General features: G+C 50.9%; 23 protein-coding genes. 14 read left to right on the top strand and 9 right to left on the bottom strand.

Annotation, left to right across the window (positions count from 1 at the left end; genetic code table 11):
- The first annotated feature begins 13 nt into the window (after nucleotides 1-13).
- The 3 genes from MKX51_RS13400 (at nucleotide 14) to MKX51_RS13390 (ending at nucleotide 3,950) form a co-directional block, all read left to right on the top strand.
- Nucleotides 14-976 (top strand): ABC transporter substrate-binding protein, encoded by a 963-nt coding sequence (locus MKX51_RS13400; protein WP_340992704.1) that lies wholly within the window; start codon nucleotides 14-16, stop codon nucleotides 974-976.
- Nucleotides 977-989: 13 nt separating this feature from the next.
- Nucleotides 990-1,736: a (2Fe-2S)-binding protein gene (locus tag MKX51_RS13395; RefSeq protein WP_340992702.1), complete on the top strand. Its 747-nt coding sequence runs from the start codon at nucleotides 990-992 to the stop codon at nucleotides 1,734-1,736.
- Between the two features lie 153 nt (nucleotides 1,737-1,889).
- Entirely contained in the window at nucleotides 1,890-3,950 is a 2,061-nt protein-coding gene (locus tag MKX51_RS13390) for a methyl-accepting chemotaxis protein (protein ID WP_340992701.1), read from the top strand.
- A gap of 81 nt (nucleotides 3,951-4,031) precedes the next feature.
- Here MKX51_RS13390 and MKX51_RS13385 read toward each other — a convergent pair whose 3' ends face one another.
- Nucleotides 4,032-5,300 (bottom strand): hypothetical protein, encoded by a 1,269-nt coding sequence (locus tag MKX51_RS13385; protein ID WP_340992700.1) that lies wholly within the window; start codon nucleotides 5,298-5,300, stop codon nucleotides 4,032-4,034.
- A 204-nt stretch (nucleotides 5,301-5,504) separates the two neighbouring features.
- On the opposite strand from MKX51_RS13385, the gene MKX51_RS13380 reads away from it, so the two are divergent.
- Together MKX51_RS13380 and MKX51_RS13375 are read left to right on the top strand one after the other, a co-directional pair.
- Entirely contained in the window at nucleotides 5,505-6,404 is a 900-nt protein-coding gene (locus MKX51_RS13380; protein WP_340992699.1) for a formylglycine-generating enzyme family protein, read from the top strand.
- 39 nt (nucleotides 6,405-6,443) lie between these two features.
- Nucleotides 6,444-6,812, top strand: coding sequence for a hypothetical protein (locus MKX51_RS13375; protein WP_340992698.1), 369 nt, complete (start codon nucleotides 6,444-6,446; stop codon nucleotides 6,810-6,812).
- Between the two features lie 109 nt (nucleotides 6,813-6,921).
- On the opposite strand, the gene MKX51_RS13370 is transcribed toward MKX51_RS13375, so the two are convergent.
- Nucleotides 6,922-7,107: a hypothetical protein gene (locus MKX51_RS13370; RefSeq protein ID WP_340992697.1), complete on the bottom strand. Its 186-nt coding sequence runs from the start codon at nucleotides 7,105-7,107 to the stop codon at nucleotides 6,922-6,924.
- 592 nt (nucleotides 7,108-7,699) lie between these two features.
- On the opposite strand from MKX51_RS13370, the gene MKX51_RS13365 reads away from it, so the two are divergent.
- From MKX51_RS13365 to MKX51_RS13345, 5 genes are all read left to right on the top strand, one after another.
- Nucleotides 7,700-9,253 (top strand): response regulator, encoded by a 1,554-nt coding sequence (locus tag MKX51_RS13365; RefSeq protein ID WP_340995605.1) that lies wholly within the window; start codon nucleotides 7,700-7,702, stop codon nucleotides 9,251-9,253.
- A gap of 18 nt (nucleotides 9,254-9,271) precedes the next feature.
- Nucleotides 9,272-11,014, top strand: coding sequence for a sensor histidine kinase (locus MKX51_RS13360; RefSeq protein ID WP_340941129.1), 1,743 nt, complete (start codon nucleotides 9,272-9,274; stop codon nucleotides 11,012-11,014).
- 119 nt (nucleotides 11,015-11,133) lie between these two features.
- Nucleotides 11,134-12,816 carry an ABC transporter substrate-binding protein gene (locus MKX51_RS13355; RefSeq protein ID WP_340941130.1) on the top strand — a complete coding sequence of 561 codons (1,683 nt, stop codon included), beginning with the start codon at nucleotides 11,134-11,136 and terminating at the stop codon, nucleotides 12,814-12,816.
- A 118-nt stretch (nucleotides 12,817-12,934) separates the two neighbouring features.
- Nucleotides 12,935-13,897 (top strand): ABC transporter permease, encoded by a 963-nt coding sequence (locus MKX51_RS13350; protein WP_051493410.1) that lies wholly within the window; start codon nucleotides 12,935-12,937, stop codon nucleotides 13,895-13,897.
- Nucleotides 13,898-13,914: 17 nt separating this feature from the next.
- The gene (locus tag MKX51_RS13345; protein ID WP_036729010.1) at nucleotides 13,915-14,838 is read left to right on the top strand and encodes a carbohydrate ABC transporter permease; all 924 of its coding nucleotides are present in this window, start codon (nucleotides 13,915-13,917) and stop codon (nucleotides 14,836-14,838) included.
- Between the two features lie 149 nt (nucleotides 14,839-14,987).
- Here the strand turns inward: MKX51_RS13345 and MKX51_RS13340 are convergent, their stop codons facing one another.
- Together MKX51_RS13340 and MKX51_RS13335 are read right to left on the bottom strand one after the other, a co-directional pair.
- Nucleotides 14,988-16,484 (bottom strand): monooxygenase, encoded by a 1,497-nt coding sequence (locus MKX51_RS13340; protein ID WP_340992696.1) that lies wholly within the window; start codon nucleotides 16,482-16,484, stop codon nucleotides 14,988-14,990.
- A gap of 24 nt (nucleotides 16,485-16,508) precedes the next feature.
- Nucleotides 16,509-16,964: a RidA family protein gene (locus MKX51_RS13335; RefSeq protein WP_340992694.1), complete on the bottom strand. Its 456-nt coding sequence runs from the start codon at nucleotides 16,962-16,964 to the stop codon at nucleotides 16,509-16,511.
- A 232-nt stretch (nucleotides 16,965-17,196) separates the two neighbouring features.
- Between MKX51_RS13335 and MKX51_RS13330 the strand changes: the two genes are divergently transcribed.
- Nucleotides 17,197-17,676: a MarR family transcriptional regulator gene (locus MKX51_RS13330; RefSeq protein ID WP_340992693.1), complete on the top strand. Its 480-nt coding sequence runs from the start codon at nucleotides 17,197-17,199 to the stop codon at nucleotides 17,674-17,676.
- 302 nt (nucleotides 17,677-17,978) lie between these two features.
- Here MKX51_RS13330 and MKX51_RS13325 read toward each other — a convergent pair whose 3' ends face one another.
- Nucleotides 17,979-19,904 carry a serine hydrolase domain-containing protein gene (locus MKX51_RS13325; protein WP_340992692.1) on the bottom strand — a complete coding sequence of 642 codons (1,926 nt, stop codon included), beginning with the start codon at nucleotides 19,902-19,904 and terminating at the stop codon, nucleotides 17,979-17,981.
- 154 nt (nucleotides 19,905-20,058) lie between these two features.
- On the opposite strand from MKX51_RS13325, the gene MKX51_RS13320 reads away from it, so the two are divergent.
- Complete coding sequence (locus tag MKX51_RS13320; protein WP_340992691.1) at nucleotides 20,059-20,589, top strand: MepB family protein; 531 nt, start codon at nucleotides 20,059-20,061, stop codon at nucleotides 20,587-20,589.
- Nucleotides 20,590-20,623: 34 nt separating this feature from the next.
- Nucleotides 20,624-21,982, top strand: a complete 1,359-nt coding sequence (locus tag MKX51_RS13315) for a cryptochrome/photolyase family protein (protein WP_340992690.1) — start codon at nucleotides 20,624-20,626, stop codon at nucleotides 21,980-21,982.
- 34 nt (nucleotides 21,983-22,016) lie between these two features.
- On the opposite strand, the gene MKX51_RS13310 is transcribed toward MKX51_RS13315, so the two are convergent.
- The 4 genes from MKX51_RS13310 to MKX51_RS13295 form a co-directional block, all read right to left on the bottom strand.
- On the bottom strand, nucleotides 22,017-22,655 hold the full coding sequence (locus MKX51_RS13310) for an ABC-2 transporter permease (protein WP_340992689.1): 639 nt from the start codon (nucleotides 22,653-22,655) through the stop codon (nucleotides 22,017-22,019).
- Between the two features lies 1 nt (nucleotide 22,656).
- The gene (locus MKX51_RS13305) at nucleotides 22,657-23,520 is read right to left on the bottom strand and encodes an ABC transporter ATP-binding protein (RefSeq protein ID WP_340992688.1); all 864 of its coding nucleotides are present in this window, start codon (nucleotides 23,518-23,520) and stop codon (nucleotides 22,657-22,659) included.
- Nucleotides 23,510-23,896 (bottom strand): GntR family transcriptional regulator, encoded by a 387-nt coding sequence (locus tag MKX51_RS13300; protein WP_340941146.1) that lies wholly within the window; start codon nucleotides 23,894-23,896, stop codon nucleotides 23,510-23,512. The genes MKX51_RS13305 and MKX51_RS13300 overlap by 11 nt, the downstream gene beginning before the upstream one ends.
- Nucleotides 23,897-24,016: 120 nt before the next feature.
- Complete coding sequence (locus MKX51_RS13295) at nucleotides 24,017-25,129, bottom strand: metallophosphoesterase (protein ID WP_340992687.1); 1,113 nt, start codon at nucleotides 25,127-25,129, stop codon at nucleotides 24,017-24,019.
- A gap of 464 nt (nucleotides 25,130-25,593) precedes the next feature.
- Between MKX51_RS13295 and MKX51_RS13290 the strand changes: the two genes are divergently transcribed.
- Nucleotides 25,594-26,847: an MFS transporter gene (locus MKX51_RS13290; RefSeq protein ID WP_340941148.1), complete on the top strand. Its 1,254-nt coding sequence runs from the start codon at nucleotides 25,594-25,596 to the stop codon at nucleotides 26,845-26,847.
- The last annotated feature ends 67 nt before the right edge of the window (nucleotides 26,848-26,914 follow it).

Raw genomic sequence — 26,914 nt, 5'->3', positions numbered from 1 at the left:
GGTTAGTGAAGATATGCGACAGATGAGACAAAGAATGGTGTTCTGCATGGCGATAGTATTAACATTGGTCATGACGGCTTGCTCCAACAACAGTGGACAGGCCAAGGTGGCCGCAGACGCTGAAGCAGATTCCCGGGTAGTAGGCAGTGAGAAAGGCGAGATCAAAATCCCCGCCCATCCGGCCAGAGTGATTGGATTGTCTGTGGTCTACCCGGAATTCCTGCAGGCCCTGGGGGTTACGCCCGTTGCTGTACAGAACTACCAGGAGGAGTTCCCGACTTATCTAGAGGAGCCCTTCAAGGATACGCTGAAGATGGGCATAGCCCAAACTCCGAATTTTGAAATGATTCTCTCTGCCAATCCTGATCTGATCCTCGCCCCTACATGGTGGTCGGCTAAGGATTATGACCAGTTGTCGGGGATCGCTCCGACGGTTCTGCTGCCGCAGCGCGATGGCTGGCGGGATGAGCTGAAGGATATCGCCGGGGTACTCGGCAAGACGGAGCTTGCAGAGAAGGTAATTAAGGATCTGGAGGCTCAAGAGGCAGAAGCCAAGCAGAAGCTGGATGATCTGGTGGGTAATGAAACGGTGATGTACATGATGGTGATGCCGGGCAGCTTCGTTCTTTACGGGGATCAGATTGACCGCGGAAAATTCCTTCACACTACGCTTGGGCTGGAGATGATCCCGAATTTCCCGACTAAAGATCCTTCCTTATCCATCTCCCTGGAGAAGCTGCCGGAATATAATCCCGATCACATCTTCCTTCAGTTGAATAACGAGGACGATGCCGGGGTGAAGAAAACCTATGAAGATCTGCTGAAGAGTCCATTATGGAAGAACATGACGGCGGTCAAAAAGAACCAGGTCTACACCATGGCCGGCAAGGATTGGTTCAACCTGGGGATGTCTCCTCTGGCTAACCGTTATGCGGTAGATGCGGTGCTTCAGGCCTTTGAAGGCAACTCCAAATAAAGGGGGACTTCAGATGGGCAACACTGACGGGCTCCAGGGGGCTGAACGTTATTTCATCTTCCCCGAACCTATTGAGAACGCAGTGGTTACTTTACGACTGACAGAATTATGTATGCCCGCACATGCTGAGCATCTGCTTACCACTTATGCTTCCATGCTCGGGACTGAGGATAAACGTATAGCGGCAGCCATCTTCTGCACATGGATCGCCGGGATCTGCGGAGCCAAATACGCACTGCTCACAGCCGCAGACCCGCTGGCTCATGCCTTGCGACTGAATAACCTGTCTGTGCAGCTCGTCCGCACGGATGGGTATCCCGAATTCGCCTTCCCTATCCATAACCATCGGGAGGGTATCTACAACCGGAACAGGAATGGAAATGAGATCATAGATGAGCTAGGGTTGTTCTACACGAACGAGGTCAGACCAATTATAGCTGCGCTTGCCGAGGCTTCACAGACCAAAGCGGTGATGCTGTGGAAGCATGTCTATAATCAGTTGTATACTTTTATCGAAGAGGATGCTCTTGACGCCTCCAATGAGTGCAGCCGCAGCCAGATCCACAGGCAATTCCAAGCTGTACTCTGGGAGCTGACGCCGGAGGCATTCGGACTTCGCAGCAATCCATTCCATATCACACCCAAATTCCGGAGAGACCCCCACCCTCCGCACGATACGATATCTGTGAAGGCTACCTGCTGTCTGGCCTATAAACTCAGAGCGGATCATGACTATTGCGGCGGATGTCCTATCATTTAACCGGCACGGCCTAATAGACTACTCACCGGCTTGGAACCTTTTCCCAGCCGGTTTTTTCTGTGAAATAACATACTTCACTCTACAAGAATATCCGCCATATTCCGACATATTATTTAAGAGCTTTCGCTCTAATACATATCCGGGAGATGACCTATGTCACAGCTAATTCCAAAACGGCCAGTCCGCTCAACCAGCATTGCCAACACATTGGCCATTGTACTGCTAGTCATTATTCTTGTCGTCTTCTCGATCCTGGGTACCTTTTTCTATTCCAGCACCCGAAGCATTCTAGTAAGCCAGCAAGAGTCGATGCTGATGACCAAAACACAGGGAATTGTCAGCCAGTTCGATGCCCTGTTCAAGGAGAAGGGCTCACTGGTCAAACAAATGTCCACCAACTCGATTTTTCAAAAATATATTGAGAGCACTACAGCAGATCAAATCACCACTTCCCCCCACGCCGCAGAAGCACTCGCCACACTGGCGGACATTGTAAAGTCTGAGCCCTCCTTCGCAGATGCCTGGGTGGCCGGGTTATCCGGGAAGGGATATTTCCTCCAACATGACGGTCTGACCTCTAAATCGGACTTTGATATCCGCACCCGCCCCTACTTCAAGCCTGTATCCGAATCCAAGGGTCTCTATTATTCTGAACCTTACGCCGACGTCATTAGCGGCAAAATGCTGATGGGCATTTTCTATCCGATTCTGAATGAGAGCAGCCAAATGATCGGCTTCATTGCCGCAGATATTGCCTTCGATGACATCCCCCAGATCATGCAGAGCTACTCCCTGGGAAGCACCGGGTTCTCCATTCTGGCTACCCGCTCTGGCGATATTCTCTACCACCCGGATGAAGCCAAGGTTCTGAAGGAGAAGATTACAGAGAGTCCGGGCGATCTCGGAGCCATCGGTAAAAAAATGATTAACGGCGAATCCGGCGTATCGCTTATTGATGATAATGGTGACCCCCGTTATATCGGCTATGCCACCAGCAAGGATACCGGATGGTCTGTAGGCTTAACCATTACCCGGCAAGAGGCGCTTAGCGAGCTGACGGCCTTCACCCGGATAACCATTACCGGTTTTGCTGTCGCCGCTGTTGTCCTGGTGTTCATCTGTTATCTCACACTGCGCTACCTGTTACGCTCCATTCCAAAACTGCTGGCCGCTATCAGACGGATTGCAGACGGAGACCTGACGGTTCAGCTGAGTGACGCCTCTCGCAATGAGATCGGACAGATTGCTCATGGCATTGCGGGCATGGTCCAGAAGATTCAAGGCATGATTCAGGTCATCCATAATACGACTCAGGTGCTGGCCCAATCCTCCCACCACCTGCAAGCCATCTCAACCAAAACCGCGATAACTATGAACGAAACGGCTACGGCCATCAATGAAATTGCGAATGCCACCAACTACCAGTCCGCTGAATCTGAGAGCATTCTCCACAAAACCGGTGCATTATCGGATCAAATTGACGAAATCACCAGTGAAGCCAAGGCTGTAGGAACCATGGTACAGACCTCTGCGCAGCTCAGCAGTTCAGGCCTTGACTTGGTGGAACAGCTCTCCAAAGCCGCAGAAGACAATCACAGATCCACACAGGCGATGTCATCCCTCATTGAGGATATTGATCTGAGCCGTCATGAGATATCGGGTATCGTAGGCACAGTGAATCAAATTGCTACCCAGACCAATCTGCTCGCTCTTAATGCTTCCATTGAAGCTGCCCGGGCAGGTGAACATGGCAGAGGTTTTGCCGTGGTGGCGGGTGAGGTGCGTAAGCTTGCCGAGCAGACGGCCCGGGCTACCGAGGAAATATACAAGAAGGTCAGCGCCATTGAGGAAAAAACAAACCTGTCAGTAGAACACACTACGCTTAACCTTACGATTGCTGAAGAGAACGCCAACTCCGTAGAGAATGCGAAGCAGCTCTTCTTCAGCCTGAACAGTGACCTCGAGGAGCTGAAGGTTCGGATGCTGCAGATCAGCAATAACACTTCGATTGTCCACAAGCATAAGGATGAAATCCTGCAGGCGATTGAGGTCATCTCTTCCACCACCGAGGAGAATTCCGCCTCCACCGAAGAGGTCAGCGCCAACACACAAGAGCAGCTTGGCAGTATTGAACAGGTCGCGGAACTATCCCGGGAGCTGAGCGTGATCTCCCTGAAGCTGGAGGAGGAGCTGCGGCAGTTCAAGCTGGAGTAGCGGAATATGCCAAAACAAAGCCAAGCGGATCTCCCGCTTGGCTTTGTTTTTATCATTCGGAGGCATATGCTCGGCTCGGTGCTATTTTAACATATATTTGCTTATCGTCTTAGGCGCATAACTCCTCGAAATGTACAGTTCCCCGTCTCCCGCATAAATGTAATTATGCCCGGTTTCGTAGTCATGCCAGCTTGTGGAGAGATGATATTTGATCTGCAGGTTCCCTGGGTCAAGCACATAGAAATCTTCCTTCGCTATATCCCCCTCAAAGGTCTCAGGATCAATCACAGCCGGACGCTCCTGCCATTGGTACTGCTTCTCGACCGTAATCTCGCCCGATGGCGTTATCCGGCTGTACCATTCGCGGTCCCCGGCTTCACCGATCTGTTGTTTACCAAGCAATTGGTTGTCTTTGCTGTACAATTTGTAGACGTTGTCGCTCCGGATCAGATAGTTGTTGCCTGTCGTATCAATCCGATCCATCTTGTTCACAGGACGCACCCACTTCTTGGTGCCGTTAGCGTCATAGCCGAATAACAGCCAGGTATCCGCGCTGCTCATCTGTATCAGGAACGACCCTCCACGGAGCGGCTGCACCTGGAAATAGGGGTTGTTCACCGTTTTGGGAACAGTGTAGGTAGCCAGCGGTGTCGTCAGAGCGCCCAAGCTCCGGTATACGCTAACTTTATTTTTATCGTATTCAGTATGTACCACATACCCGTTTGGAAGCACTTCTAGCATCCCTGCGGTCCAGTTGCCGGTCAGCTTAAGCTTGCGTACCTGCTTCCCGTCCTGATTGTACTCGGTAATACCACGAGAAGCGACATTGCCGCTAACCAAGGTTAGAATCACAATATTTCCGTTATCCAGCACCACCGGCGAGTAGGACCCGGTTATGATTTTGGTCCATTTCCGTTTGCCGTTCGGATCAACAACGGTAAGATCATAGGGTTTGCCGCCCCACATTTTATAGAAATAGCTGTAGCCGTTACTGGCAGAATAAAAACGATGAGCAGTAAACGGCTTGTCGTTGGCCATGTCCGAATAGTCATATACCCAGTTGGCAGAACCGTTAATGCGGTCAATGGATGAGTACAGCATGCCGGAAGATTTCGTCTTGCCCGGTGACATCGTTACGGTCTTGACTAGCGGAATGAACATCCGCTGCTTGCTCTGTAAGGTGTCTATAGTGCCCCAGAAGCTAAGGCCATCCGGCAGCGTATAGCTCCATTCCGGCTTCGGGAGCTGTTCCATAACTTTTGCCGCCGATGAGCGCCCGGGAAGCAGTACCTGTGCCGCCAGTAATAGCGCAAAGCCTGCGGTGAAAAATTTCAAGCGTTTTGATTTCATACTTCCATCCCTCGTTGTCTATGTATTTGTGTTCCAATCTAAACTATTATATGAGCACACCAACCATAAGGACAGGTTATAAATGGATGCTATCTAACCAGTGTGTCCGGCCGCATTCCCGGCGCGTTTGCCAGTAACCCGGGCTGTCCATTACAATGACAGTAATCAGGCTGACAATGCCGATTCCCGGGAGGAGAGTATGACATGGAAGCATGGAACCGCGCCACATGGGGGCAATTAACGAACGAAGAGAAAAAGCACCGGATGCAGGAGGTGATTAAGCAGTTGCCCGCCGGCTTCATATGGCTGCGCCTCGAAAGGTTCGAACGTTACGGACAGTCCATAGAAACAGGTGTCTTCAGATATGAGGACAGTGAATATGTGTACGTACCGGGCGACACTGTGACCCTGGGCCGGGCGGAGGCACATATGTATGCGGAGATGTCTCCTGTCCGCGAGGCTGTGATCGGACCAGTGCTTGTCCAGCGTCACCCTATTTCCGCAGGCTGGTATGAATATGCGGTTGAGGAGCTGGACCCTGAAGAAGACAGGGATATTCTCGAAGTTATAGAGGAGTTCCGTCAGGGTCCGCACACCAGCTATGAGTACTCCCAGTATTTCCGGCTGGAGCGGGACGGGGAACAGATCGTAGTGTTCCTGTTCGATGACAGCGAATCGTTCGAAGAATGGTACGAGTCGGAGCTGCCGGAGGGCTTCACCCTGCCGACTGAGGATGAATGGGAGTATCTGTACAGCGCAGGGGCAAGGACACTGTTCCCGTGGGGTGAAGAGATTGACGAATCCATACGTCTTAGGCATGTATCCGGTTCTGCTGAGACCGGTAATTCAGGCCCCTACCCGCTTGAGCTGCCGAATGCGTTCGGTCTTCTCTTCCCCGGCGATCCTTACAAAAAGGAGCTGGTTCTCACACCGGACGGCATCACAGGTAAAGGCGGCGACGGCGGCTGCAATCTGCACGGCGGCCAGGGTGTCGCTCTCGGGTATCTCCCAACCGCGACTGCTTTCCGCGATCCTTATGAAGCTGAGCTGGATTGGCCGGATCTGATGGATTGCCTAGTCTACCGGCGTATAGTGAGACTTTAGACTGTCCATTCACACATTATGGAAGGAGACATACGAGCAATGGAAATACAATTAAGCGGCATGTGCGGCAATTCACCAAAGAACAAGCTGGCTGAAGATTTAGCAGTCGCCCTTATCACTGGAGATACCAAGACATTAGGCCATCTGCTGACAGCCGATGCTGTTGTAGAACTTATAGGCAGCGAACGTTATCCGTTGTCTGCCGTTCTCCAGGGATCAGCTTCAGTTCCTGAGCTCACCGCACTGAAGATTGAACACGCTATCTCTCACGGCAAAATCGCTGCTGTGAGCGGTAATTGGGTAACTCGCGGCGGGATTCATTACGCCTTCAGCGATCACTATAGCTTCGCTACAACCAAAGGCACAGAGGTGGCCGCTGCCAGCTGTTACCGGATCAGGCTGCCCTGACATGAAGTTTATTTCAGCGAAAAGCCGCCCTTCCTTCGCATCAAGCGAAGCCGGGCGGCTTTTTTCATTGTATGATTTGGTAATAATACAGCTTCATAGGCTACCGGGTTCATACACCTTGTGATACAAGCTCGCGCTTAGCGGAAGCTGTTCCATCCAGGTCCGAATCCGGGCTCTTATCCAGTTCCTCCACACGTGCCACATTCAGTTCCTGCTCGTTCTGATGAAGCTCCTTGACCATATTCCTGTAGATATGGGCTTCTTGACGGTCCAGCCCGTCACGATTCTCTTTCATGATCCAGGTTTCCACGGTTCGCTTGAGAATTTCGCCTTTTCGTTCCAACAGTTTCGTATAAGTCAACGTTTCTTCATTCCCTTCCTAATGCTTAGAGTTCATACGCCGGGGTAAGCTCTAATGTGACTTCCGGCGTAACGTCTACTATTATACGGGAAAGACCCGGCTCACCCAATGCGGAGCAGCCGGGCTTACACAGGGTGAGGCATGCTGAGCGCAGAAGAGACATACTGAGCACGCAGAGTTCGTAAAAGTACGGATGGATGCTTCCATATGCGGCAGGATAGGAGTAGTCTAGGTCGCCCGTAAGTCGATATGTGTTCGGTTTTCCGCATACATTTGGCCCGCGCAACTCGCTTTGGCACATTGTGTTCTAATCGCATAGCGGAAAATACAATACCGAAGAGCCTGTGTCTAACGATGCAGGCTCTTCATGTTAAGAGGATATTCCAGCAGGTGCTAGAATAAAAAGTCGTTTCCACTCGAATTCTGTCAGGGAATTAGCTTATAATGATCACACTGCGACTTGACCGAGGATGGAACAAGACCAAGCAATCCAGAATAACCCCAAGGAGGAAGTCCATTGTATAAGGTGCTGATTGTAGATGATGAAGTTTTTGTGCGGAAGGGCTTGATCCGGATTCTAAGCGAATGCTCGCCGCAATTCGAAATTTGCGGTGAGGCCGAGAACGGGGAGCAAGCGCTTACCCTGATTGAACAATTGAACCCGGAGCTGGTGATATGCGATATCCGTATGCCCGTGCTGGACGGGCTGGGACTGATCAAGAAAGTGAAGACGGACCTTGTGCAGGAGCCGATTTTTATTATTTTGAGCGGATATGCCGACTTCTCTTATGCCCAGCAAGCCTTCCGGTACAATGTGTCCGATTATATCCTCAAGCCGGTTGACGAACAGGAGCTTACAGTAGCCCTAGGCAAAATCGCCCATATGTTGAACAAGAAGCAGCTTCTCTCCATCACCCGTGAAAAGCCTCTGGTCGAGACGGTCATCGAAAGCCTGCTGCAGACAGAACCCGACGACCAGGTCATGGGGCGGATCGCCTACGCGCTGGAGCTTCCTCTCACCTCTTCCTATACGTATCTCATCGCAGAAATGCAGGATCAGCTCCCCGCCGGAGAAGTCGATTACCTGCCTGCACTGAAGGACTCATTGCTGCGTTACTTCCGGCAAGAGGCTCAGACCCTGCTCCTTCATGTACGCACGAATAATCAATACGGGGTGATCGTACCCGGCCACTGGCTTGATGAACCTAATCCATCCCCGTGGGGAGACTACCGCACGATGCTGGATGCACTGGAACGGGAGGTTGGAACAAGCATTGCTTTGTTCGTTGGCCGGAAGGTAAGCCATCTCAAGCAGATTGCAGACTCCGGGGCCAGTGCCGAGCAATGCCTCCAGTACCGTTTTGCCGCCGGCTTCGAGGGCATATATATGGCGGACGAGCTACTGGAGCTTCCCTTATACTATTTCGACATCGATGAAGGATTGCACAGTAAGCTGATTTACGAGGTCGAAGCCAATGACAACAAGGGCTACAGCTCAACTGTGGACGCTATTTTCACCATGTTCCAAGAGCGCTACTTCGCCCCCGGGGCGGTGACGAACACGATCCGGCGCAGCATGATTGCCATCATTAATATTATACGGCAGCTCGAAGGTGACGAGAATACGCTGCAATCGGTGCATGAGCTGCTCAACTGGCCGCTGAAATACCGCAATCTGAAGCAGCTGAAGGAGATATTCCAGCAGTTTATCGCCGAAGCCGCAGAATATATCGCAGAGAAGCGCGGCGGCAAGAGCGAAGGCAATATTGAGCGGATCAAAAAATATATCGACGGGCATTACCGTGAAAATATCTACCTCAAGGGTATTGCCGCTGATTTTGATATGAACCCGGTCTATCTTGGACAGTTATTCCGCAAAACCTACGGTGTGTATTTCAATGAATACCTGCTGACCCTGAGGATTGAGGAGGCCAAACGCCTGCTGCGGCAAACCAAGAAGCGGATGTACGAAATCGCGGAGCTGGTCGGCTTCCAGAATGCGGATTATTTTGCCACCCAGTTTGAAAAGCTTGAGAATATGACGCCGACCGATTATCGCAATATGATGATTGGGCAGTAAATAAGGAGGCTCCCTGCCGTGTTCAACTTCCGTCTGAATCATATGAAGCTTAGAAGCAAGCTGATTGTCATCTACATTGTATGCGTGTTCATCCCGATCATCCTGACCAATGTAATGTTCTATCAGGTGACCACCGCCAATATCAAGAATCAGAAGACCGCGGATGCCGAGCAGGCGATGAATCTGCTGCAGGCTGAGCTGCGGACCGTGATTGAGGATGCAGCAGGCATATCCTACCTCTACTCTATTGACCGGCAGCTGATCCAGCATCTGAATACCACCTATGCTTCAACGGACCGCTATGTGGAGTCGCTGAATGCCATATCGAATCTGTTCAACCGGACCGACAAAGAGAACAAGGTGCTGAGCTCCTCGGTGATTATGACCGACAACCCAACCGTTCTGGCCTCAGCCCATATCATTAAGCTGGAGGACAGTATGCGCCAGCAGGACTGGTATAAGCAAATTAGCCAATTCAGTAACACCCACCCTCATCTCTATGTAACGCCCGACAGCATCAGCGTGATCCAGCGCCTTACCGACCGCAGGCTGGAGACCTACGAGCATGTGCTCAAAATCGACCTGAACATGAACTATATCCGGCAGATTCTGGATTTATCCAGCTTCAGCGGTGATTTCTATATTCTCGACCCGTCGGGCCAGGCCCGCTTCGGCCGTCTCTCCAGCGGTCAGCCCAGCGGGCTGATTACTGCGGCGCACACCCTGACCCCAACTGAGATTCCCAAGCCTAAGCAGGCCATTGTAATCGACAAAACTTACCAGAATAACCGCTATCTAAGCGGCTGGTCGATTTACGGCGTCCTGGATGAGACCCTTATTTTGTCTGACGTCAGACAATCCGGGCAATTTATCCTCTGGTTTGCCGGTATTAACTTCCTGGTTCCTACCATCGTAATTATGATCATGTCGCGTTCTATTCACACGCGTATTAAGAACATTCTGAGGCATATGAAGTCTGTAAAAGACAAAAACTTCGGACTTATCCCCTACCACCTGGAGCGGGATGAGATTGGCGAGCTTACCGTCGAGTTCAACCGGATGAGTAAACGCATTGAAAACCTGATCAATGATGTATATGTTGCAGAAATACAGAAGAAGGAGCTGGAGCTGCGGCAACGGCAGGCTCAGCTGCATGCACTGCACAGCCAGATCAACCCTCACTTCCTGTTCAATGCGCTGGAGACGATCCGGATGCGCAGTATGATGAAGGGCGAGACTCAGACGGCCCGGACGATTCAGAACATGGCGAAGATTTTCCGCAAATCTATCATGTGGAAGAGCAGCTTCGTTACGATCCGCGAGGAGCTTGAATTAATCGAGAGCTTCCTGGAGATTCAGAAATACCGCTTCGACAACAAGCTTGAATATCACATCGAGGTGGACCAGTCACTGCTCGACATTGAAATTCCGAAGATGGCCTTCCTTCCGTATGTGGAGAACGCCAGTATTCACGGGATTGAGAATATAGCCGGCATCGGGTATATCAACATTCAGATCGCCCAGGAGAACGGGCAGATTGTCTTCGTCATTGCAGATAACGGCGTAGGCATGGACCAGGCAAAAATCAGTGAGCTTATGCATTACCTGGAGGATGCGTCCGCCATGGGTGATTCGATCGGGATGAAGAATGTAATCACCAGACTGAGAATCACCTACGGGGATTCGTTCACCTTCTCCATCACGAGCGAGCCCGGAGCAGGAACCCGCATTTTGCTGCGTCTGCCCCTGGAGAATAAATAAATATAGGGTATACCTTAATTATTCAAAGACTGATCTAAGGTTTGCCCTGTAACAAAGTTAAACGCTTTCTTTTATAATGAGGATGTTCAATAGCACAAAGAAAAGAAAGGGGATATGAAATGCGTACAAAGAAATGGTTGCAAACCGGACTGGCTGTTGTTATGGCGTCCGCACTCCTCGTAGTTGGCTGCTCCAACGGCAACTCAGGGGAAAAGAACAGCGCGTCCGGCGGAGAAAACAGCGAAGTCAGCACAGAACCGGTAACATTCACTTACTTCGGCTTCGGGGCCAACAAGGATACCATGGCCAGTGATACCACCATCGGTAAGAAGCTTCAGGAACAGACAGGTGTAGACTGGAAAATGGAATACGTAGTTGGCGATGGAAGCACCAAGTCCGGTGTTATGATTGCCGGCGGCGACTATCCTGATGTCATCTCTCCAGTCGGCGAGCTGGCCAAGCTGCTTGATGCCGGTGCATACATTCCGCTTAATGATCTGATTGAGAAATATGGCCCTAACATCAAGCGTGTCTATGGCGACTACATGAACAAGATCAAGGATGAAGAAGGCAATATCTATATCCTTCCCTTCACTGCAAATGTAAACGGATACTTATCGCCGCCAGATCCAAGCAGCACCTTCTGGATGCAGAGACGCGTCCTTAAGGAATTCGGTTACCCGGAAGTGAAGACGCTTGACCAGTACTTTGACTTGATTGAGAAATACCAAGCTAAGTACCCTAAGGTGGATGGTAAAGACACCATCGGCTTCGCTACTTTCGCCGGTACAGCCGGTGAATTCTTCACCATCACCAACCAGCCCATGCATCTGGCCGGTTATCCGAATGAAGGCGGCGTCCTGGTGGACATGGAGTCTCATGAAGCCAAGCTGTATCAGGGAACCGAAGATGAGAAGCGCTGGCTGGCTAAATTGAACGAAATGAACGGCAAGGGTCTGGTTGACCCTGAGACGTTCACAGCGAACAAAGACCAGTATCTGGCGAAGCTGACCTCCGGCCGTGTACTCGGATATGTCAACTATTCCTGGCAGATTAACGACGCCACGAACAATCTGAGATCCGCCGGTAATGACGATCTGCGTTACGTTGCCCTTCCGATCGTATTTGACGAAGGCATTAAAGATGCTTATGTTGATCCTCCGTCCTTCGTGAACAACCGCGGGCTGGGTATCTCTGTCAGCGCAAAAGATCCGGTCCGTATCATCAAGTATTTTGACAACCTGCTGACCGATGAGAACCAGAAGCTTGTCGAGTGGGGCATTGAAGGCGAAACTTACACGAAGAACGCTGAAGGCCGTATGGTGATGAGCGAAGAACAGCTGACAAACCGCAACGACAATGATTTCAAACGTAAATTCGGCTTCGCATATTTCGATTATGAATGGCCGCGTTATGGCGACAATTCCGTGTATGATGACGGCAACGCCCACGTTCCGTTCAACCAGCCGGAAGTTGCAGCGATCAACTATACAGATGGCGACAAAACACTGCTGGAGAAATACAACCTGAAGACCTTCTCCGACTTCTATGCCGAGCCGGTAGAGCGTCCATGGTATCCTGCCTGGAGTATTGAGAAAGAACCTGGCTCCCCTGAGCAGCTCTTCAGCCAGAGAGCCGGCGATTTGCAGCAGAAGTACTATCCTCGTATGGTGCTTGCTGCCCCTGGCCAATTTGAAAAGGTCTGGAGTGAATACCTGGCCGAATACAACAAGCTCGATGCTAAGGGCTACGAAGAATTCATGACTAACAAGATCAAGGACCGCATCGACGGCAAATGGTAAGCGTCCGCTTCCCAGATGCAGCATGATGAACCGGGAAAAGTGAAGCACAGCCTTCACTTTTCCCTTCTACACTTGTTAGCAAAGAGAGAATATGGAGCTTGGAAAGGGGACGGTACAGGTGGGAAAAACCGCTGTGCAGTTGGCAAAATCGAATAATACCGGTACTTCGCGCTTCAAAACCTTTTTTAAAGAGCTATCTAAACAAAAAATGCTGATGCTGATGTCATTGCCCTTTCTGTTATGGGTGATTATATTCAAATACCTCCCGCTATGGGGATGGACCATTGCTTTTCAGAAATTCAAGCCAGCCAAGGATCTGTTCGACCAGAAGTGGGTCGGCTGGGACAATTTCAAATTCCTGTTCCAGGAACAGCAATTCTATCGCGTCCTTCGTAATACTCTGGTTATGAGCTCCATTAACCTGGTTCTCGGATTTGTTACAGCCATCGTACTGGCCCTGCTGCTGAATGAGCTGCGCAATGTGTTCTTCAAACGCACCGTGCAGACGATCAGTTACCTGCCTTACTTCATTTCCTGGGTCGTAGCGGCCAATATTGTGCAAATGGCACTGGCACCGGAAGGGATCATCAATGTGCTGCTGGTCAAAGCGCAGCTTATTGATCATCCAATTCTGTGGCTGGGCGAAGGCAAGTACTTCTGGGGAATACTCGGGGTTACGGAAGTCTGGAAGAATGTCGGCTGGAATACCATCATCTATCTGGCAGCCATCACCTCCATCGACCCTTCTCAATATGAAGCGGCTGAGATTGACGGGGCATCCCGTCTGCAAAGAATGTTCTATATTACCCTGCCGGGTATCAAGCCGGTTATCGTTCTGATTCTGATCATGAACCTGGGCCATATTCTAGAGTCCGGCTTCGAGGCGCAGTACCTGTTAGGTAACGGGATGAACCTCGACTACTCGGAGAATCTGGATATCTTCGTACTGAAGTACGGGATGCAGATGAACAACTTCGGGCTTGCCACCGCAGCGGGTATGTTCAAGACGCTGGTCAGCTTCATCTTCTTGATCGCAGCCAATAATATCGCCAAGCGTATGGGCGAAAGCAGATTGTACTAGAAAGGAGGACACAAGTAATGGCTAAATCCAAAACCAATTCATACCGGAATTCATCGCTTGGTGACCGAATCTTCGATATATGCAATACGATCTTCATGATTCTCTTGGTTATTGTTACCCTCTATCCGTTTCTGAATATGTTTGCTCTATCGTTCAATGAAGCGAATGACTCTGTCCGCGGGGATATTTATATCTGGCCTCGTGAATGGACGCTGCGCAACTTCGAGTATGTATTCAGTGAATCCAACATCTTCTTTTCAACGTTTGTCTCTGCAGCACGGACGGTCATCGGCACTGTGGTCTCCGTATTCTGTACAGCGATGCTGGCCTATACGGTAAGCCGTCCGGAATATAAGCTGAAGAAGTTTGTGTCCGTCACGTTTATTTTCACCATGTACTTCAGCGGTGGTCTGATTCCAGGCTACCTGCTGATCAAAGAGCTGAACATGCTGAACAGCTTCTGGGTCTATATCATTCCGGGCATCATCGGCGTATTCAATATGATCGTCATCCGCTCCTTCATTGAGGCACTGCCTGAGGGACTGATGGAATCGGCCAAAATCGACGGCGCAGGCGACTTCATCACCTTCTCGCGCATTGTGCTTCCGCTGACCGTTCCGGCGCTGGCTACCGTCTCCCTGTTCGTAGCGGTCTATCAGTGGAATTCCTGGTTTGACGTCTTCCTGTACAACTCCTCCACGCCAAGCCTGAGTACGCTGCAATACGAGCTGATGAAGATGCTGTCAACATCCAACACCGCGATGTCCAGCTCCTCGGCAGCCGATGCCTTTGCGAACGCGCAGGGCAACAAAGCGACCGTTACACCGACCTCTATCCGTGCCACGATGACTATCGTAGCGAGTGTGCCGATTATCATCGTCTATCCGTTCCTGCAGAAGTATTTCGTTAAAGGGATGGTTGTCGGCGGGGTCAAAGGCTAAGTCTTACGGGCCAAATAATACCGTTAACACAAACAAGCGATCCACCGGGGCTGTCGTCCTCTGGAGGGTCGCTTGTTTGTAATTGCAAGCCCTAATACATTAGATCCTTGAACGTGGTAGCGAATCAGTTACGCACCTCGAACGAATTACTACACGGTACTGTCTCCGCACCAGCGAGTGATTCCTTCATTTATGCTTTGTATTGGATTTGGAACGGATAGAGGAATCGCCCAGGCAATATGTCCATCCGGACGAATAAGCGCCGTGTGGACGTCGTTCCAATCCTCGTCAGCCTCAGCCAAAGAGGCATGTACAACTTGAAGGTTGCTATACGTTTCCCATTGACCGCTATTCTGTTCATTAGAATGAAAATGCAGCAGAAGAAAAGTACCTTTGTGTAGTAACGGATAGGCGTTAATCAATGGCCCGCCTTTCAGCTTTAAGCTTAGATCCTTGAAACGTTTCCCGTTTAAAGGATGGGGAGGCGCTTCGGCGTCTGGATCATAATGTACATCCATTGCGGAAACTTGTGCGGCGATTTGATAATTAGCCTCCGGTATTTGAATCAGTTTAGCTAACATGCTTCGAAGTTCCGTGATAGGGGGAGTCACGTCCAGAAGCAGGGTTTGGACCTCGGTATTCCGGAGCAAGGCCGTATTCCATGGAAAGCGCTCGGCATGATAACTGTCCAATAGCCAGTCCGGAGCCCAGCCTTTGATTGCTCCTGCAAGCTTCCAACCTAAGTTCATCGCTTCTTGTAAGCCGACGTTCATTCCCTGTCCACCAGCGGGAAAATGAATGTGCGCCGAATCTCCCGCCAAGAACAATCGACCATTCCGATAGCGTCCCGCTTGCCGCGTCGCATTTCCGAAACGGGACATCCATTTCACATCGTTCAATCCCAGGTCGCTTCCGGTCGTACGGATGAGCGATGAACGAAACTCTTCCAATGTAACGGGCTCATCCTTAGAGATGTTACGTCTCTCCATATCGATCATCAAGACCCGATACATATGATCATTGATCGGCATGATACTGACCAATCCTTGTTCTGTAATCCGGGATATGACACTCATAGGAGCCAAATCAGATAGAACGGCATCCCCCAGAATCGCCGTGAAGGTCGCATCTGTACCTTCATATGATATATTTGCATGCTTGCGAACCAAACTTCTGGCTCCATCCGTACCTACCACATAAGCTGATCTTAACGTTGTTTCTCCATGAGGTCCTGCGATCTTAACGTCAACCCCATCCTCGTCCTGGTTTACAGATAGAGCCTCAACCTCTCTCCAGACCTCTGCGCCAAGGCTAAGCGCCCATTCCTCCAACACCTTCTCCGTCTCACTCTGCGGTAAAAAGAGAGTGTGATTGGAAGAAGAATCCAACACCGTGAAATCCAAAGGAGTTTCTAATCCGGCGAAATGTCCTCTCGAAAGTAAGCGGCCTTGACTGATTAATTGTGATTTCACTCCACGCATATCTATTATTTCAAGAGTTCGAGGATGTACGGTAAGCGCACGTGAATAAGGGGTTGTCTCTTTTAATCGCTCAATGACGCAGACCTTTACACCGGCTAATGCCAATTCCCCGGCCAGCATCATGCCGACAGGCCCGCCACCGATCAGGATGACTTCATATTTCATATCAAAACCCTCTTTTCTTAAACATTATGGGAAGATCACGATAGCGTCTATTTCGATAAGCCATTCAGGATCGGCTAGTGCTTGAACGCCTATATAGGTACTTGCTGTCTTCGGCCAGTTAGGGCCAAACACATGAAATCCTGCCTCAAAAATAATCGAAATCAATTCCGGGTTGTGGTTTACAACAAAAATATTCATTTTTACAATGTACAAGGGATCCGCTCGCACGGCTTCCAATGCATACTTAAGGTTGGTGAACACTTGAATCGCTTGCGCATAATAGTCCCCTGAACCGACCAATGATCCTGTTTCATCTACAGCAACCTGACCTGAGATGAAGGCCCATTTGGAAGCAGTAGTTACCACGACATGAGAAATTACAGATGTAACCTTATCATTCAAGGTCTTCGGATTTGCGATTTCCATAGGCAGGTACGCTCCATTTCCATATTTATAAATTTCCTCTTGAAAAGTGGACAAGTACTTCCGGCAAACCTCCTTCATCAATTATTGTTTCGTTAGAACCTTTTATATTGCCCGTTAAAACAAGTGTGATAAAAATTATATACAATTTTAGTTTCATACGAAACAATATCATTCTACTTGTTTACTCTTTACCATGTCAACCCCAATCCCAATATGGGTATGCCCGTATGTTTCTCAGAGAACAATCTATGCTATAATAAAACAAATAAGTCGAGGAGCCAGCATAATGATGGATACTGCCAGTAAAAACAAAACTGCCATTCATGAATTTTTCGTTCAGTTTCTTGAGCATAAAGAGCAATATGAAACCCGAATAACTGCCACATACCTGAAGGATATCCGGAAGCATATTGAATCAGAATTCAGCTTGAATATGACGGAACTGCACACCATTGCGTGCATCGGAGAGCAGGAGCCGATCAATCTCACTTCCATCGCGGAGAGAATCAATTTAAGTAAAGGAAATACCTCCAAGATCGCAAATAAATTACTAAAGGCAGGTTGGGTGCGAAAAGCCCAGTTCAACGACAACAAAAAGGAAGTGTATTTTCGGCTAACGCCTATCGGCAAAAAGCTATTTGCTGCTCATGAGGGGCTTCATGCGAAGGAAAAGCAAAGAATGTACGAATTTTTGGAAAGATATAACGAAAGCGAGCTCGAATTTATTAAACGGCTGTTTGGAGATATGGTGGACTTCTATCGCTAACGAACCCAATAAATTGTACATAGGTTAGACATCAATAATAATTGGGGATACAGTTCAAGTGAGAGGCTGCTTAGCCCTATTGCAGAAATGAGAACGGCTACGCCATCCTCTTAAGGACAGCGTAGCCATTTATACAGAAAATGAAAGGTATTCTGTCCATCGCCACGAACAGATGATTGTCGCACACGTGGGATGTAATAAGTAATTCTATAGTAGCAGGCAAGTGGAAAAACGTACGCCCGCTCTCCCCCGCACCCTGGCTTCTTGTCCTCAGATAGCCGCTTCTTCCCTTCCCCTGCGACTTAACTGTAAAATTCCCAGAATACCAGCTGGGCCAGCAGAATTGCCATCATCACCATGGGCACGATGGCCGGCCAATGGTTACGGGCCGGTGAGACAGACGGGGACCGGCGCTTCATCAAGGTTATAAACAGCGCAGCGATAAGCAGTGCAGCCAGTCCGGTTAGCGCAATATTCACTATAATCTGCGGATACACCTCCGCATAGGCACGTTCATTGTTGCTAAGCATCCGTAAGGCCAGCACCAGATTGTTCACCACCAGACCGGTACCGGTTAAGGTCAGTCCGGCCGTCAGCTTCCGGTTGGCGGATCGGGGTGCAGGACGGTTACGATGTGCTCTCCTTTTGCCCATAAGCATCTGTACCAGCCACACAAACGGAGCAATTACAAAATAGATGATGGCCAGCAACGCAAGTGCTGCACTGATCAGCAATACAGGCATGGACCGGCCCGGAGACAACGGCAGATAATCGGAGGTGTACACCGAGACAGACGCTACCTTCCCTTCTTTCATTGTGGCATACAGCATCGGCCAGGCATCCAGTCCTGAATCCCCACCCGTCTTCTCATAGAGGTAAGGCTGAACCTGCTGATAGCTTCCGCTCATCCCGGCAAGTGACACCTTAAGCTGATCTGCTCCCTGAGGCTCAAGCTTCATCATCGTCAGATATGGGAACAGCTTCATGAAGCCATGACCGGGACGGCGCGCCGCGACGAATCGGCCTTCCACCTCTGACACGTCTGGCAGAACCGCTGCCTCCGTCTGCGCTCGTTGTCCCACAACTGCTTTGGTCAGACCATGAACAATATGGGATTCACCCGCCTGATTCGTCATGACGACAACTGCAAACCGGTCTTCAGGCACAAGCATAAGGTTGGTGGCAAAAGCAATCGTGTTCCCGCCATGTCCCAGCGTCCAGTGTGCCCCGGGATACTCCCAGAACCCGTGGGCGATGCCAGGCATGCCTTCCGCAGCGGAATGACTCCGGGTCAGCATCGTAGCCAACGTTCCTGACTTCTGAAACAGCGGAGATTGCTCTCCGGCTGCAGGCATGAGGGCCATGGCAAATTTGGCGAGATCCTCCGCAGTCCCGTTATTGCCGCCATTAGGGTACATAGACATATAATTCCACGGGCCTTGCTTGAAGGAGCCTGGTCCGGCGAAGAAATACCCTTTGGCCTTGTGCTTCAGCAGCTCCGGGCGGTCCTCCACCACAGAATACGCCATCGAATGCTTCATGCCCAGCGGCTCAAAAATATGCTGCTGGACGTATTCATGATAAGGCTGCCCGCTGATTCTCTCCACAATAAAGGCAGCCAGTGAGTTGCCGTAGTTCGAATAAGCGACCACCTCCCCCGGTCTGTAGATCTGTGCTGGCTGAGCCAGCTTCAGTCCCCCTTCCAGCGACCGCACTTCCTCAGGCGACTGGTAGGCCATATCGAACATATACTCTTCAAATCCGGCGTTGTGGTTCATCAGGTGCAGCATGGTGATCGGCTCGTCGTACTCCAGCTTGGTCAGGAAATGCTCCGGCAACAGCTTACGGATATCTTCATTCAGATCCAGTTTGCCCTGCTCAGCCAGCTGCATTACGGATGTCCATACGGCGAGCTTGCTGATAGAGCCCCATTCCATGACCGTATCCGGGGAAACGGGGATCTGCTGTTCCACGTCGGCGTAGCCGTACCCCTTGGACAGCACGACCTGTCCATCCTTCACCATCACAACGGACGCGCCTACGGTCTGCTTTCCTATGTACTCTTTTACATAATCGTCTACAAAAGCTTCCAGCCCGGTCAGCGGAATGCCGGATGGGGTAGCTCCCCATGCTCCTACGCTGCCTTGCTCAGCCGCAAATGCTGTAATGCTGCCCGATAGCAGCAGTAATGCCAATAGCAGAACTGTAAATCCTTTTTTCAACAACAAATATAATCTCTCCTTTAGTCGAGTAAAATCCTGCAGTCCCCCTATTCTAACAAAAAACCTCTGCGATTACCGGAAAATTTCCTTTCGGGCGATTTCACTGATAGTATCTTTAGGAGAAGCAACATGATTATCTTCATGGAAGAAGGGCCAGTGCATGAATAAATTCCACACCACATTAGCTTATATTAATGAAACATTGTACGCACCAGCCGGCTTCATTGCCGATTCCATACGTGAAGAACCGCAGAATGCCGAATATGGAGCCGGTACATTCCAGCTGGGTGCCCTGTCGGTCCGGTTTCGGGTGGCCAAAATCACCCCCACGAAGACCGGTCAATTTGTCGCGATGTGGGAAAAAAATGCCGAGCGTAAAAACCAGGCCTTCACCTATGCCGATGCCCCTGATTTCTTGGTCATTAACACCTTCCATCCCGTTAGCGGGGAGCTTGGACAGTTTGTCTTTCCTAAGGACCTGCTGAAAAAACATGGCGTGCTGGCAACCGATAATGCACCGGGAAAAATGGCAATGCGGGTATATCCAGCCTGGGATACCGTAACGAATAAGCAGGCTTTAGCAACACAGAAGTGGCAGATCCCTTATTTTGGAATATTTGATCCCATAAACCATCAACATATGCAGGGTTTAACCCAGTTGTATCTGCCAGCCATACCGTTTAGAATTTAACAGATCACATCTGCATCGGAAAGGAACTACATCTATGATTCTATTCATACACCGCAAGGACCTGCGGACTTCTGATCTGCCGGCCTTCGATGCCATCGCTTCGGCGCAGGAAGACTCGCTGCATGTATTAATAATGGAGCCGTTTCTGCTAAGGAATAAGCGTTATCTGGAGCATAGCGGACAGAATTTCCTTCAGCATGTTGCCCGGCTTCAGCAGGAATATGCGAAAGAAGGCAAGCTGCTCCATCTCCTGTATGGGGAGCCGGAGGTGATCCTCCGGCGGCTGGCACAGTTCCACCCTGTTCAGGAGGTCAGCCTACATGCGGACTATACCCCTTATGCCCTTAAGCGCGACCAGCTGCTGCAGGACACCGCCAATGCGCTGAACCTCCGGTTCCATGCCCGGCATGACAGCATGCTCTGTGATCTGGAAGCATTCATGGACTGGTGCGGCCGGAGTGAGCCGTTCAAGGTGTTTACTCCCTTCTACCGCCGCTGGCGTACTTTTCTCGCGCAGCGGTTCCAGCCGCCTTACTCTGCCGGGCTAAGCCGTCTGCGAACCGTTGATCTTCACCCGCAGCTCGCAGATTCCTTCAAGCTTCCCGAAGAGATTGCCCGGGAGCTTACAGCGCTGGCTCCCGCTGCAGAGCAGATGAACCCGGATCATGTGCTCGAGAGTTTCCTGCATGCGGATCTGCAGGATTACAAGGTCAACCGCGATCATTACGCGCAAGAACGGACCAGCCGGATCAGCAGACATTTGAATACGGGAGCGATCTCGGCACGGACCCTATACAGCAGGCTTACTGAAGAAGAGGATATCGGCGAAGACTGGCTGAGACAATTAGCCTGGAGGGATTTCTATCTGGGTCAGGCACGGCTGGACAAGGATTTTTTCACCTATGAGAATGTATATGATCTCTCTGCGCTAGGGACCGGGCACTTCGAGGCCTGGGCTCAGGGCAAGACCGGCATTCCGGTCATCGATGCTGCCATGCGCCAACTGAATGAGACCGGCTGGATGCCTAATCGGCTGCGGATGATAACGGCCATGTTCCTGACGAAGAATCTGGGCTGTCCCTTCATCTATGGCGAGCGTTATTTCCGGCTGAAGCTAAGCGATTACGACAACGCCCAGAACCGTGGCGGCTGGCTATGGAGCTCTTCGCTCGGCTTTGATGCCTCTCCCTATTTCCGGGTGATGAATCCGGTCACCCAATCCCAGACCCATGATCCGGGCGGCAGCTATATCCGTACCTGGCTGCCGGAACGCGCGGACTGGTCTGACAAAGACATTCACCTCCCCGATGAAGATGCCATAGTAGATCTGAAGCGGTCCCGGGCGTTCGCTATAGAAGTTTATAAGGGGATTATGCAGAGCCGGCAAGGCTGATAGTCTCCCAATCGCAATCGGAATCCGGTGATCATCAGAATTCTTTATTCCGATGAATCCGCACGGAAATCAGATAGGACACCGCGAACATGAGAACAGCAAGGAGCAGGGTGGCATACCCGGTCTCAGGACCATTATAGTTCACATCGTTCATATACAGGTTCAGCAGCATCCACACCAGGAAACGAAGGCCCACCGATAGACCTGCCGAAATCATCACCATCTGCTCGCTTTTTTCCACACCGAATTTAAGAATGACCGGATAATAGATCGCCAGGGTGGAGATAGATAAAGATAAACCGAAGGTATACCCGGTGGACAGGTTCAAATGTGCTATGTCTCCCTTGCTTACATAGGTTAATGCCAGAGTAACCAGACTTACAGCGGTGCCCATGAGGATTAACATCAGGAAGGACAGGTACTTCGCATGGATGACCGTTCTCCTTCTGATCGGCATGGTGAGTTCAAACCGGTTCCATTTAGAAGCCTCATCCATCTGCAGGGAGGCCCCGATGCTCAACACAAAAATCCAAATCTGCACCGCGATGACTGCATTCAGTACACTGTGATCCACCCCGGCAAAGGAAACCAGCGACAGAAGCAGCGCAATGCCGAGGGAGGATTTGATGTTATTTTGCAGTGAGTAATAATTATTTAACAGCAGCCCGTGCATATTATTTCTCCCCCTTTACGAGCAGCAGCAGAATCTCATCAATGGATACCTGATCCACCGTAATCCCGCTGTATTGTTGCCCGAAGCCTCTTCTGTCCTTCACCAGCACATCGGTCTGATGCTCCTTCACCCGGTAAGCCAGCCTGTCACCTTCAGCAATACGCCGGAACTGGTCGCTGGTGCAGCGGGCCACACCATAGTCATAGATCAGCTCATCTTTCATCGCAGTCAGAATGATCTTCCCTCGATGAATAAAGGTGATATAATCGGCGATCTTCTCCAGATCGCTTGTGATATGAGAAGACATCAGTATAGCGTGATGCTCGTCCTCAACGAACTCCAGGAATACCTCCAGAATCTCCTCTCTGGTAATGGGGTCGAGTCCCGAGGTAGCCTCATCGAGAATCAGCAGCTTGGGATGATGCGACATGGCGGCGGCTATGGCAAGCTTCATCGTCATGCCCCGGGAGAATTCCTTGATCCTGCGGTCCATAGGCAGGCCGAACTTCTCCGTGAGCTTCACATAGACCTCCTGATCCCATTGCCGGTAGATTCCGCGCATTACCTTAGCAAGCTTGCCGGGGGTCAATATCGCCGAGAAATTAGCTGAATCAAGCACAACCCCGATGTCTTCGCGTAATGCAGTATCCCTATCCGTCATCTCCTGGCCTAACAGCCGGATCGTCCCGCTGTCTCTATGAACCGTGTTCAGAATAGACTTGATTGTTGTCGTCTTCCCTGCTCCATTCTCACCCACGAACCCCATAATGGTTCCGCTGGGAATTGCTAATGATACATTGTCCAGCATAAAGCCGGAGTCGGCATAGGACTTGGTCAGTCCGGTGATTTCCAAACTAAGATTCATGATTACCCTCCGTATAAAAGACAGTCAGCATGTCCACCATCTTTTCCAGTTTGATTCCGCTTGCGCGGGCGATCTCGGCCGCTGTGATCAGATGCTCCTCCACTTGCTTCTGCTGCTCTTCCTGAAACAGGGCCTGGCTCACGGCGGAAACGAAGCTCCCCCGGCCCACCGTAGTCTCAATGAAGCCGTCGCGCTGTAAATCCTCATACGCCTTCTGTACGGTGATGACACTGACTTGAATGGATTTGGCCAAGGCACGCATCGAAGGTATGGGATCTCCTGCCTGAAGCTCTCCGCTCATAATCTTGCCTTTGATCTGCGAGGTGATCTGCTCATAAATGGGCTTGTTCCTGTTACTACTGATGATGATCTCCACACGCTGCCTCCTTGCGTGAACAGTGTACTTATTGTACCAGTACAATATAGCTGATCTACAGGTATTTGTAAATCTTTATCCAAAAAAAGAGCTAACCCATGTCGGGTCAGCCCTGTCAACTTACTGGTCTGCGTTAGAAAACTGCACTTGAATGGACACGATCTCTGAGCGCGACCCGATGCGGATCGGCGGACCCCAGAAGCCATAGCCTGAAGACACGATGGTATGAAGCTGCCCCTTCTGCAGATAGCCCCAGTCATTCTCGAACACTCTGGAGGTGATCAGATTGGCCGGCGCGATCTGCCCGCGGTGGGTATGGCCGGAGACCATCAGATCCACACCCTGCTCCTGAGCAATCCCGAACTCCACCGGCTGATGCTCCAGCATGAACACCGGCTTGGAATGGTCTATGTCCTTGGTCAGATCAGCCAGCTTGGCCCGCTCCTTATCGCTGTAGTCCTTCCGTCCAATCAGCGTCAGCCAGCCGCCCACCTCGACGTCTTCATCATAAAGCACCTGCATCCCGCTCTCCTTCAGCAGGCTGATGATCTCCTCCGTCCCGCCCTTGAACCGGTCATGATTTCCCAGGGAAGCATACACTCCGAGCGGAGCTTCAAGCTTCGCCAGCACAGCGCCGAGTCCCTTCTCCTTATACGGCCTGACATCATCATCCACGATATCGCCCGGGAGCAGTATCAGATCGGGGTGCAAGGCGTTAATCTCCTGTACCATCCGCTCCGCATGGCGTTTGCCGGATAAATAACCGAAATGCATATCCGAAGCCATCACGAGATGAAGCTTACCGCTGGCCGGACCCGGCTTGTCAATCTGTACCTCGTAGGAACGCACAACCGGGCTGTATGCATTATAGCTTCCATACCCGAGCAGGCTCACCAGCGCCACCAGCGTTAGAATACCGGACCATTTCTGAACGGCCCGGCGTGGCAGCCTGACCAGCTTCGTCAGCCAGACCGTAAGGTGCACTAGCGGCAGCAGCATGAGCAGCAGGCTGAATACGGCCAGCCAGTAACTGCCAATGACGCTTAAGACCGCTGACCCCGCCACCACTCTGGAGAGGATCAGCGAGCTGGCCAGGAAGATCAGCGCAATGATGTAGAACAGCCGGAACCGTCCGGAGACGACCGGCTTGATCCAGCCCCAGCCGCTCCAGCCAATATAGAAGACAATTAACGCGTATAAAGCAATGAATACTAGCCCAATGATGATAAACATGTTAACCACCTTATCTAATTTTCGGATAACATATTATCTCATGGCAACTTGGTCTTTTCCACTATAGGGACAGCCGGGCTTATTTAAGTTCATCCGCCACTGCCTCTGCTGACAGCTTCAGCGTCGATGGCATGCTCCGAGAAGGTAACTTCCACCTGCACTGCACCGTTTTTCCCGTTCGCAGATCCTGTATAGGGTCCGACACCAACAGCATAACCGACAGCATCTTCTTTACATTCTTTTTCCTCATTTGTACTCCTTCTTGGAACTATTTTTGTTAATATATAAAGGTCGCGATACACCACTCTACTTCAGAATCCACTATACATTCAGATAGGATGATCACCCATGACTATTGCACAGCTTCAACGCGCGGTCGCCATACAAACAATTCCAATATAGAAAGCATCTATTCCATTATGGAAAATAAACTGACCTGAAACGGTTCCCTGGAGGATTTCATCATGGCAAAACCTTTCTTTCCGCGGCTGGAGGGAAACAGCCGGGGCTGCTTGACCTTTGAGCCTTTTTTCCTGATTCCCTACAGCATGTTCTCTACCTATGCCACCCTGTACATGTATGAGCTTGGATTGACCGAGGTGAACATCGGGTGGATAACGACCATCGGACTCATCGTACAGGTATTCTCCTCTTTGCTCAGCGGTTATTTGACGGACCGGCTGGGACGCAAGCGGGCTATTCTGTATTTTGACCTGCTTAGCTGGAGCCTTGCCACCTTGTTATGGGCCTTCTCCCAGAACCTGTGGTTTTTCGCCGCAGCTGCAGTGATTAACGGCTTCCAGCGTGTGCCGCATATCGCCTTTTACTGCCTGATTGTTGAAGATACCCGGCCCGCTGACCGGACCTATGTATTCACATTGCTGCAGATCATCGGGGTGATCGGAGGCCTGTTCGCACCGCTGGGCGGTCTGCTTGTCCACCAGTATGGCATGGTCACGGGCATGAGGATCATGTACGTGCTGGCCTTCCTCTTCATGACCTTCCAGTTCGTGGGCCGTCATCTGACTACCCGGGAGACCGAGGCAGGCATCCGCAAAAGGCAGGAGACCCGGGAGCTTGGCCTTAGAGAGAGTATGATTGAATACGGCGGCGCCTTCCGTGATCTGGGGGCTGAGCGCAATCTGCTGCTGATCTTCGGCGTATACATTCTGTTCAACTTCCAGGCTACGCTGAAAAGCACCTACCTGTACCTGTATCTGGCAGATTACATCCATCTGGACAGCGGCATCCTGTCTATGTTCCCGGCGGTATCCTCTGTCATCATGCTGCTGACCCTGTGGCTCTTGATGCCCAGAATACCGGATCAGAGCGCAAGCCGTGCCATGATGGCTGGCTTCGGCTTATCTGCTCTGTCGAATGCCATGCTGGTTGTCTACCCGTCAGCGAGCTTTGTCTGGATCGGGCTGAGCACCATCCTGGCCGCCGTAGGCCTGATGATCAGCTCTCCTTATCTGGAGGCAGCCGTGCAGAACGCCATTGAGGATGAGAAGCGGGCCAAGGTCTTCTCCATGCTGTCAGTCCTGATCCTGGTCTTCACCGCACCTGCGGGCATTATCGGAGGCTGGGCATACAAGCTCGACCCGCGAATTCCGCTGTGGCTGGTAACCGCAGCGTTCGTCGCCTCGTATCTGCTGCTGCACCTGTACCGCAGACGGACGGCGTACAAAGACACTATTCCGCAGCAAGCTCAGCAGTAAGTAAACAGGGATGCCCCTCGGACCCATTACGGCCGTTGAGCATCCCTGTTTGTGCTTTTATACTAAT

This window comes from Paenibacillus sp. FSL M7-0420 (assembly GCF_038002345.1).
Classification (GTDB): Bacteria; Bacillota; Bacilli; order Paenibacillales; family Paenibacillaceae; genus Paenibacillus_AQ.
The sequence above is the reverse complement of the archived record's forward strand: the minus strand, read 5'-3'. Positions and strand labels throughout refer to the sequence as shown.

Bases quoted from the DNA above. Each gene is read 5' to 3' on its own strand.
- MKX51_RS13390 (WP_340992701.1), top strand. From the start codon at position 1,890: ATGTCACAGCTAATTCCAAAACGGCCAGTCCGCTCAACCAGCATTGCC.
- MKX51_RS13395 (WP_340992702.1), top strand. From the start codon at position 990: ATGGGCAACACTGACGGGCTCCAGGGGGCTGAACGTTATTTCATCTTC.
- MKX51_RS13370 (WP_340992697.1), bottom strand. From the start codon at position 7,107: ATGAAAGAGAATCGTGACGGGCTGGACCGTCAAGAAGCCCATATCTAC.
- MKX51_RS13345 (WP_036729010.1), top strand. From the start codon at position 13,915: ATGGCTAAATCCAAAACCAATTCATACCGGAATTCATCGCTTGGTGAC.
- MKX51_RS13380 (WP_340992699.1), top strand. From the start codon at position 5,505: ATGGAAGCATGGAACCGCGCCACATGGGGGCAATTAACGAACGAAGAG.
- MKX51_RS13290 (WP_340941148.1), top strand. From the start codon at position 25,594: ATGGCAAAACCTTTCTTTCCGCGGCTGGAGGGAAACAGCCGGGGCTGC.
- MKX51_RS13320 (WP_340992691.1), top strand. From the start codon at position 20,059: ATGAATAAATTCCACACCACATTAGCTTATATTAATGAAACATTGTAC.
- MKX51_RS13375 (WP_340992698.1), top strand. From the start codon at position 6,444: ATGGAAATACAATTAAGCGGCATGTGCGGCAATTCACCAAAGAACAAG.
- MKX51_RS13295 (WP_340992687.1), bottom strand. From the start codon at position 25,129: ATGTTTATCATCATTGGGCTAGTATTCATTGCTTTATACGCGTTAATT.
- MKX51_RS13340 (WP_340992696.1), bottom strand. From the start codon at position 16,484: ATGAAATATGAAGTCATCCTGATCGGTGGCGGGCCTGTCGGCATGATG.
- MKX51_RS13400 (WP_340992704.1), top strand. From the start codon at position 14: ATGCGACAGATGAGACAAAGAATGGTGTTCTGCATGGCGATAGTATTA.
- MKX51_RS13315 (WP_340992690.1), top strand. From the start codon at position 20,624: ATGATTCTATTCATACACCGCAAGGACCTGCGGACTTCTGATCTGCCG.
- MKX51_RS13305 (WP_340992688.1), bottom strand. From the start codon at position 23,520: ATGAATCTTAGTTTGGAAATCACCGGACTGACCAAGTCCTATGCCGAC.
- MKX51_RS13310 (WP_340992689.1), bottom strand. From the start codon at position 22,655: ATGCACGGGCTGCTGTTAAATAATTATTACTCACTGCAAAATAACATC.
- MKX51_RS13330 (WP_340992693.1), top strand. From the start codon at position 17,197: ATGATGGATACTGCCAGTAAAAACAAAACTGCCATTCATGAATTTTTC.
- MKX51_RS13355 (WP_340941130.1), top strand. From the start codon at position 11,134: ATGCGTACAAAGAAATGGTTGCAAACCGGACTGGCTGTTGTTATGGCG.
- MKX51_RS13385 (WP_340992700.1), bottom strand. From the start codon at position 5,300: ATGAAATCAAAACGCTTGAAATTTTTCACCGCAGGCTTTGCGCTATTA.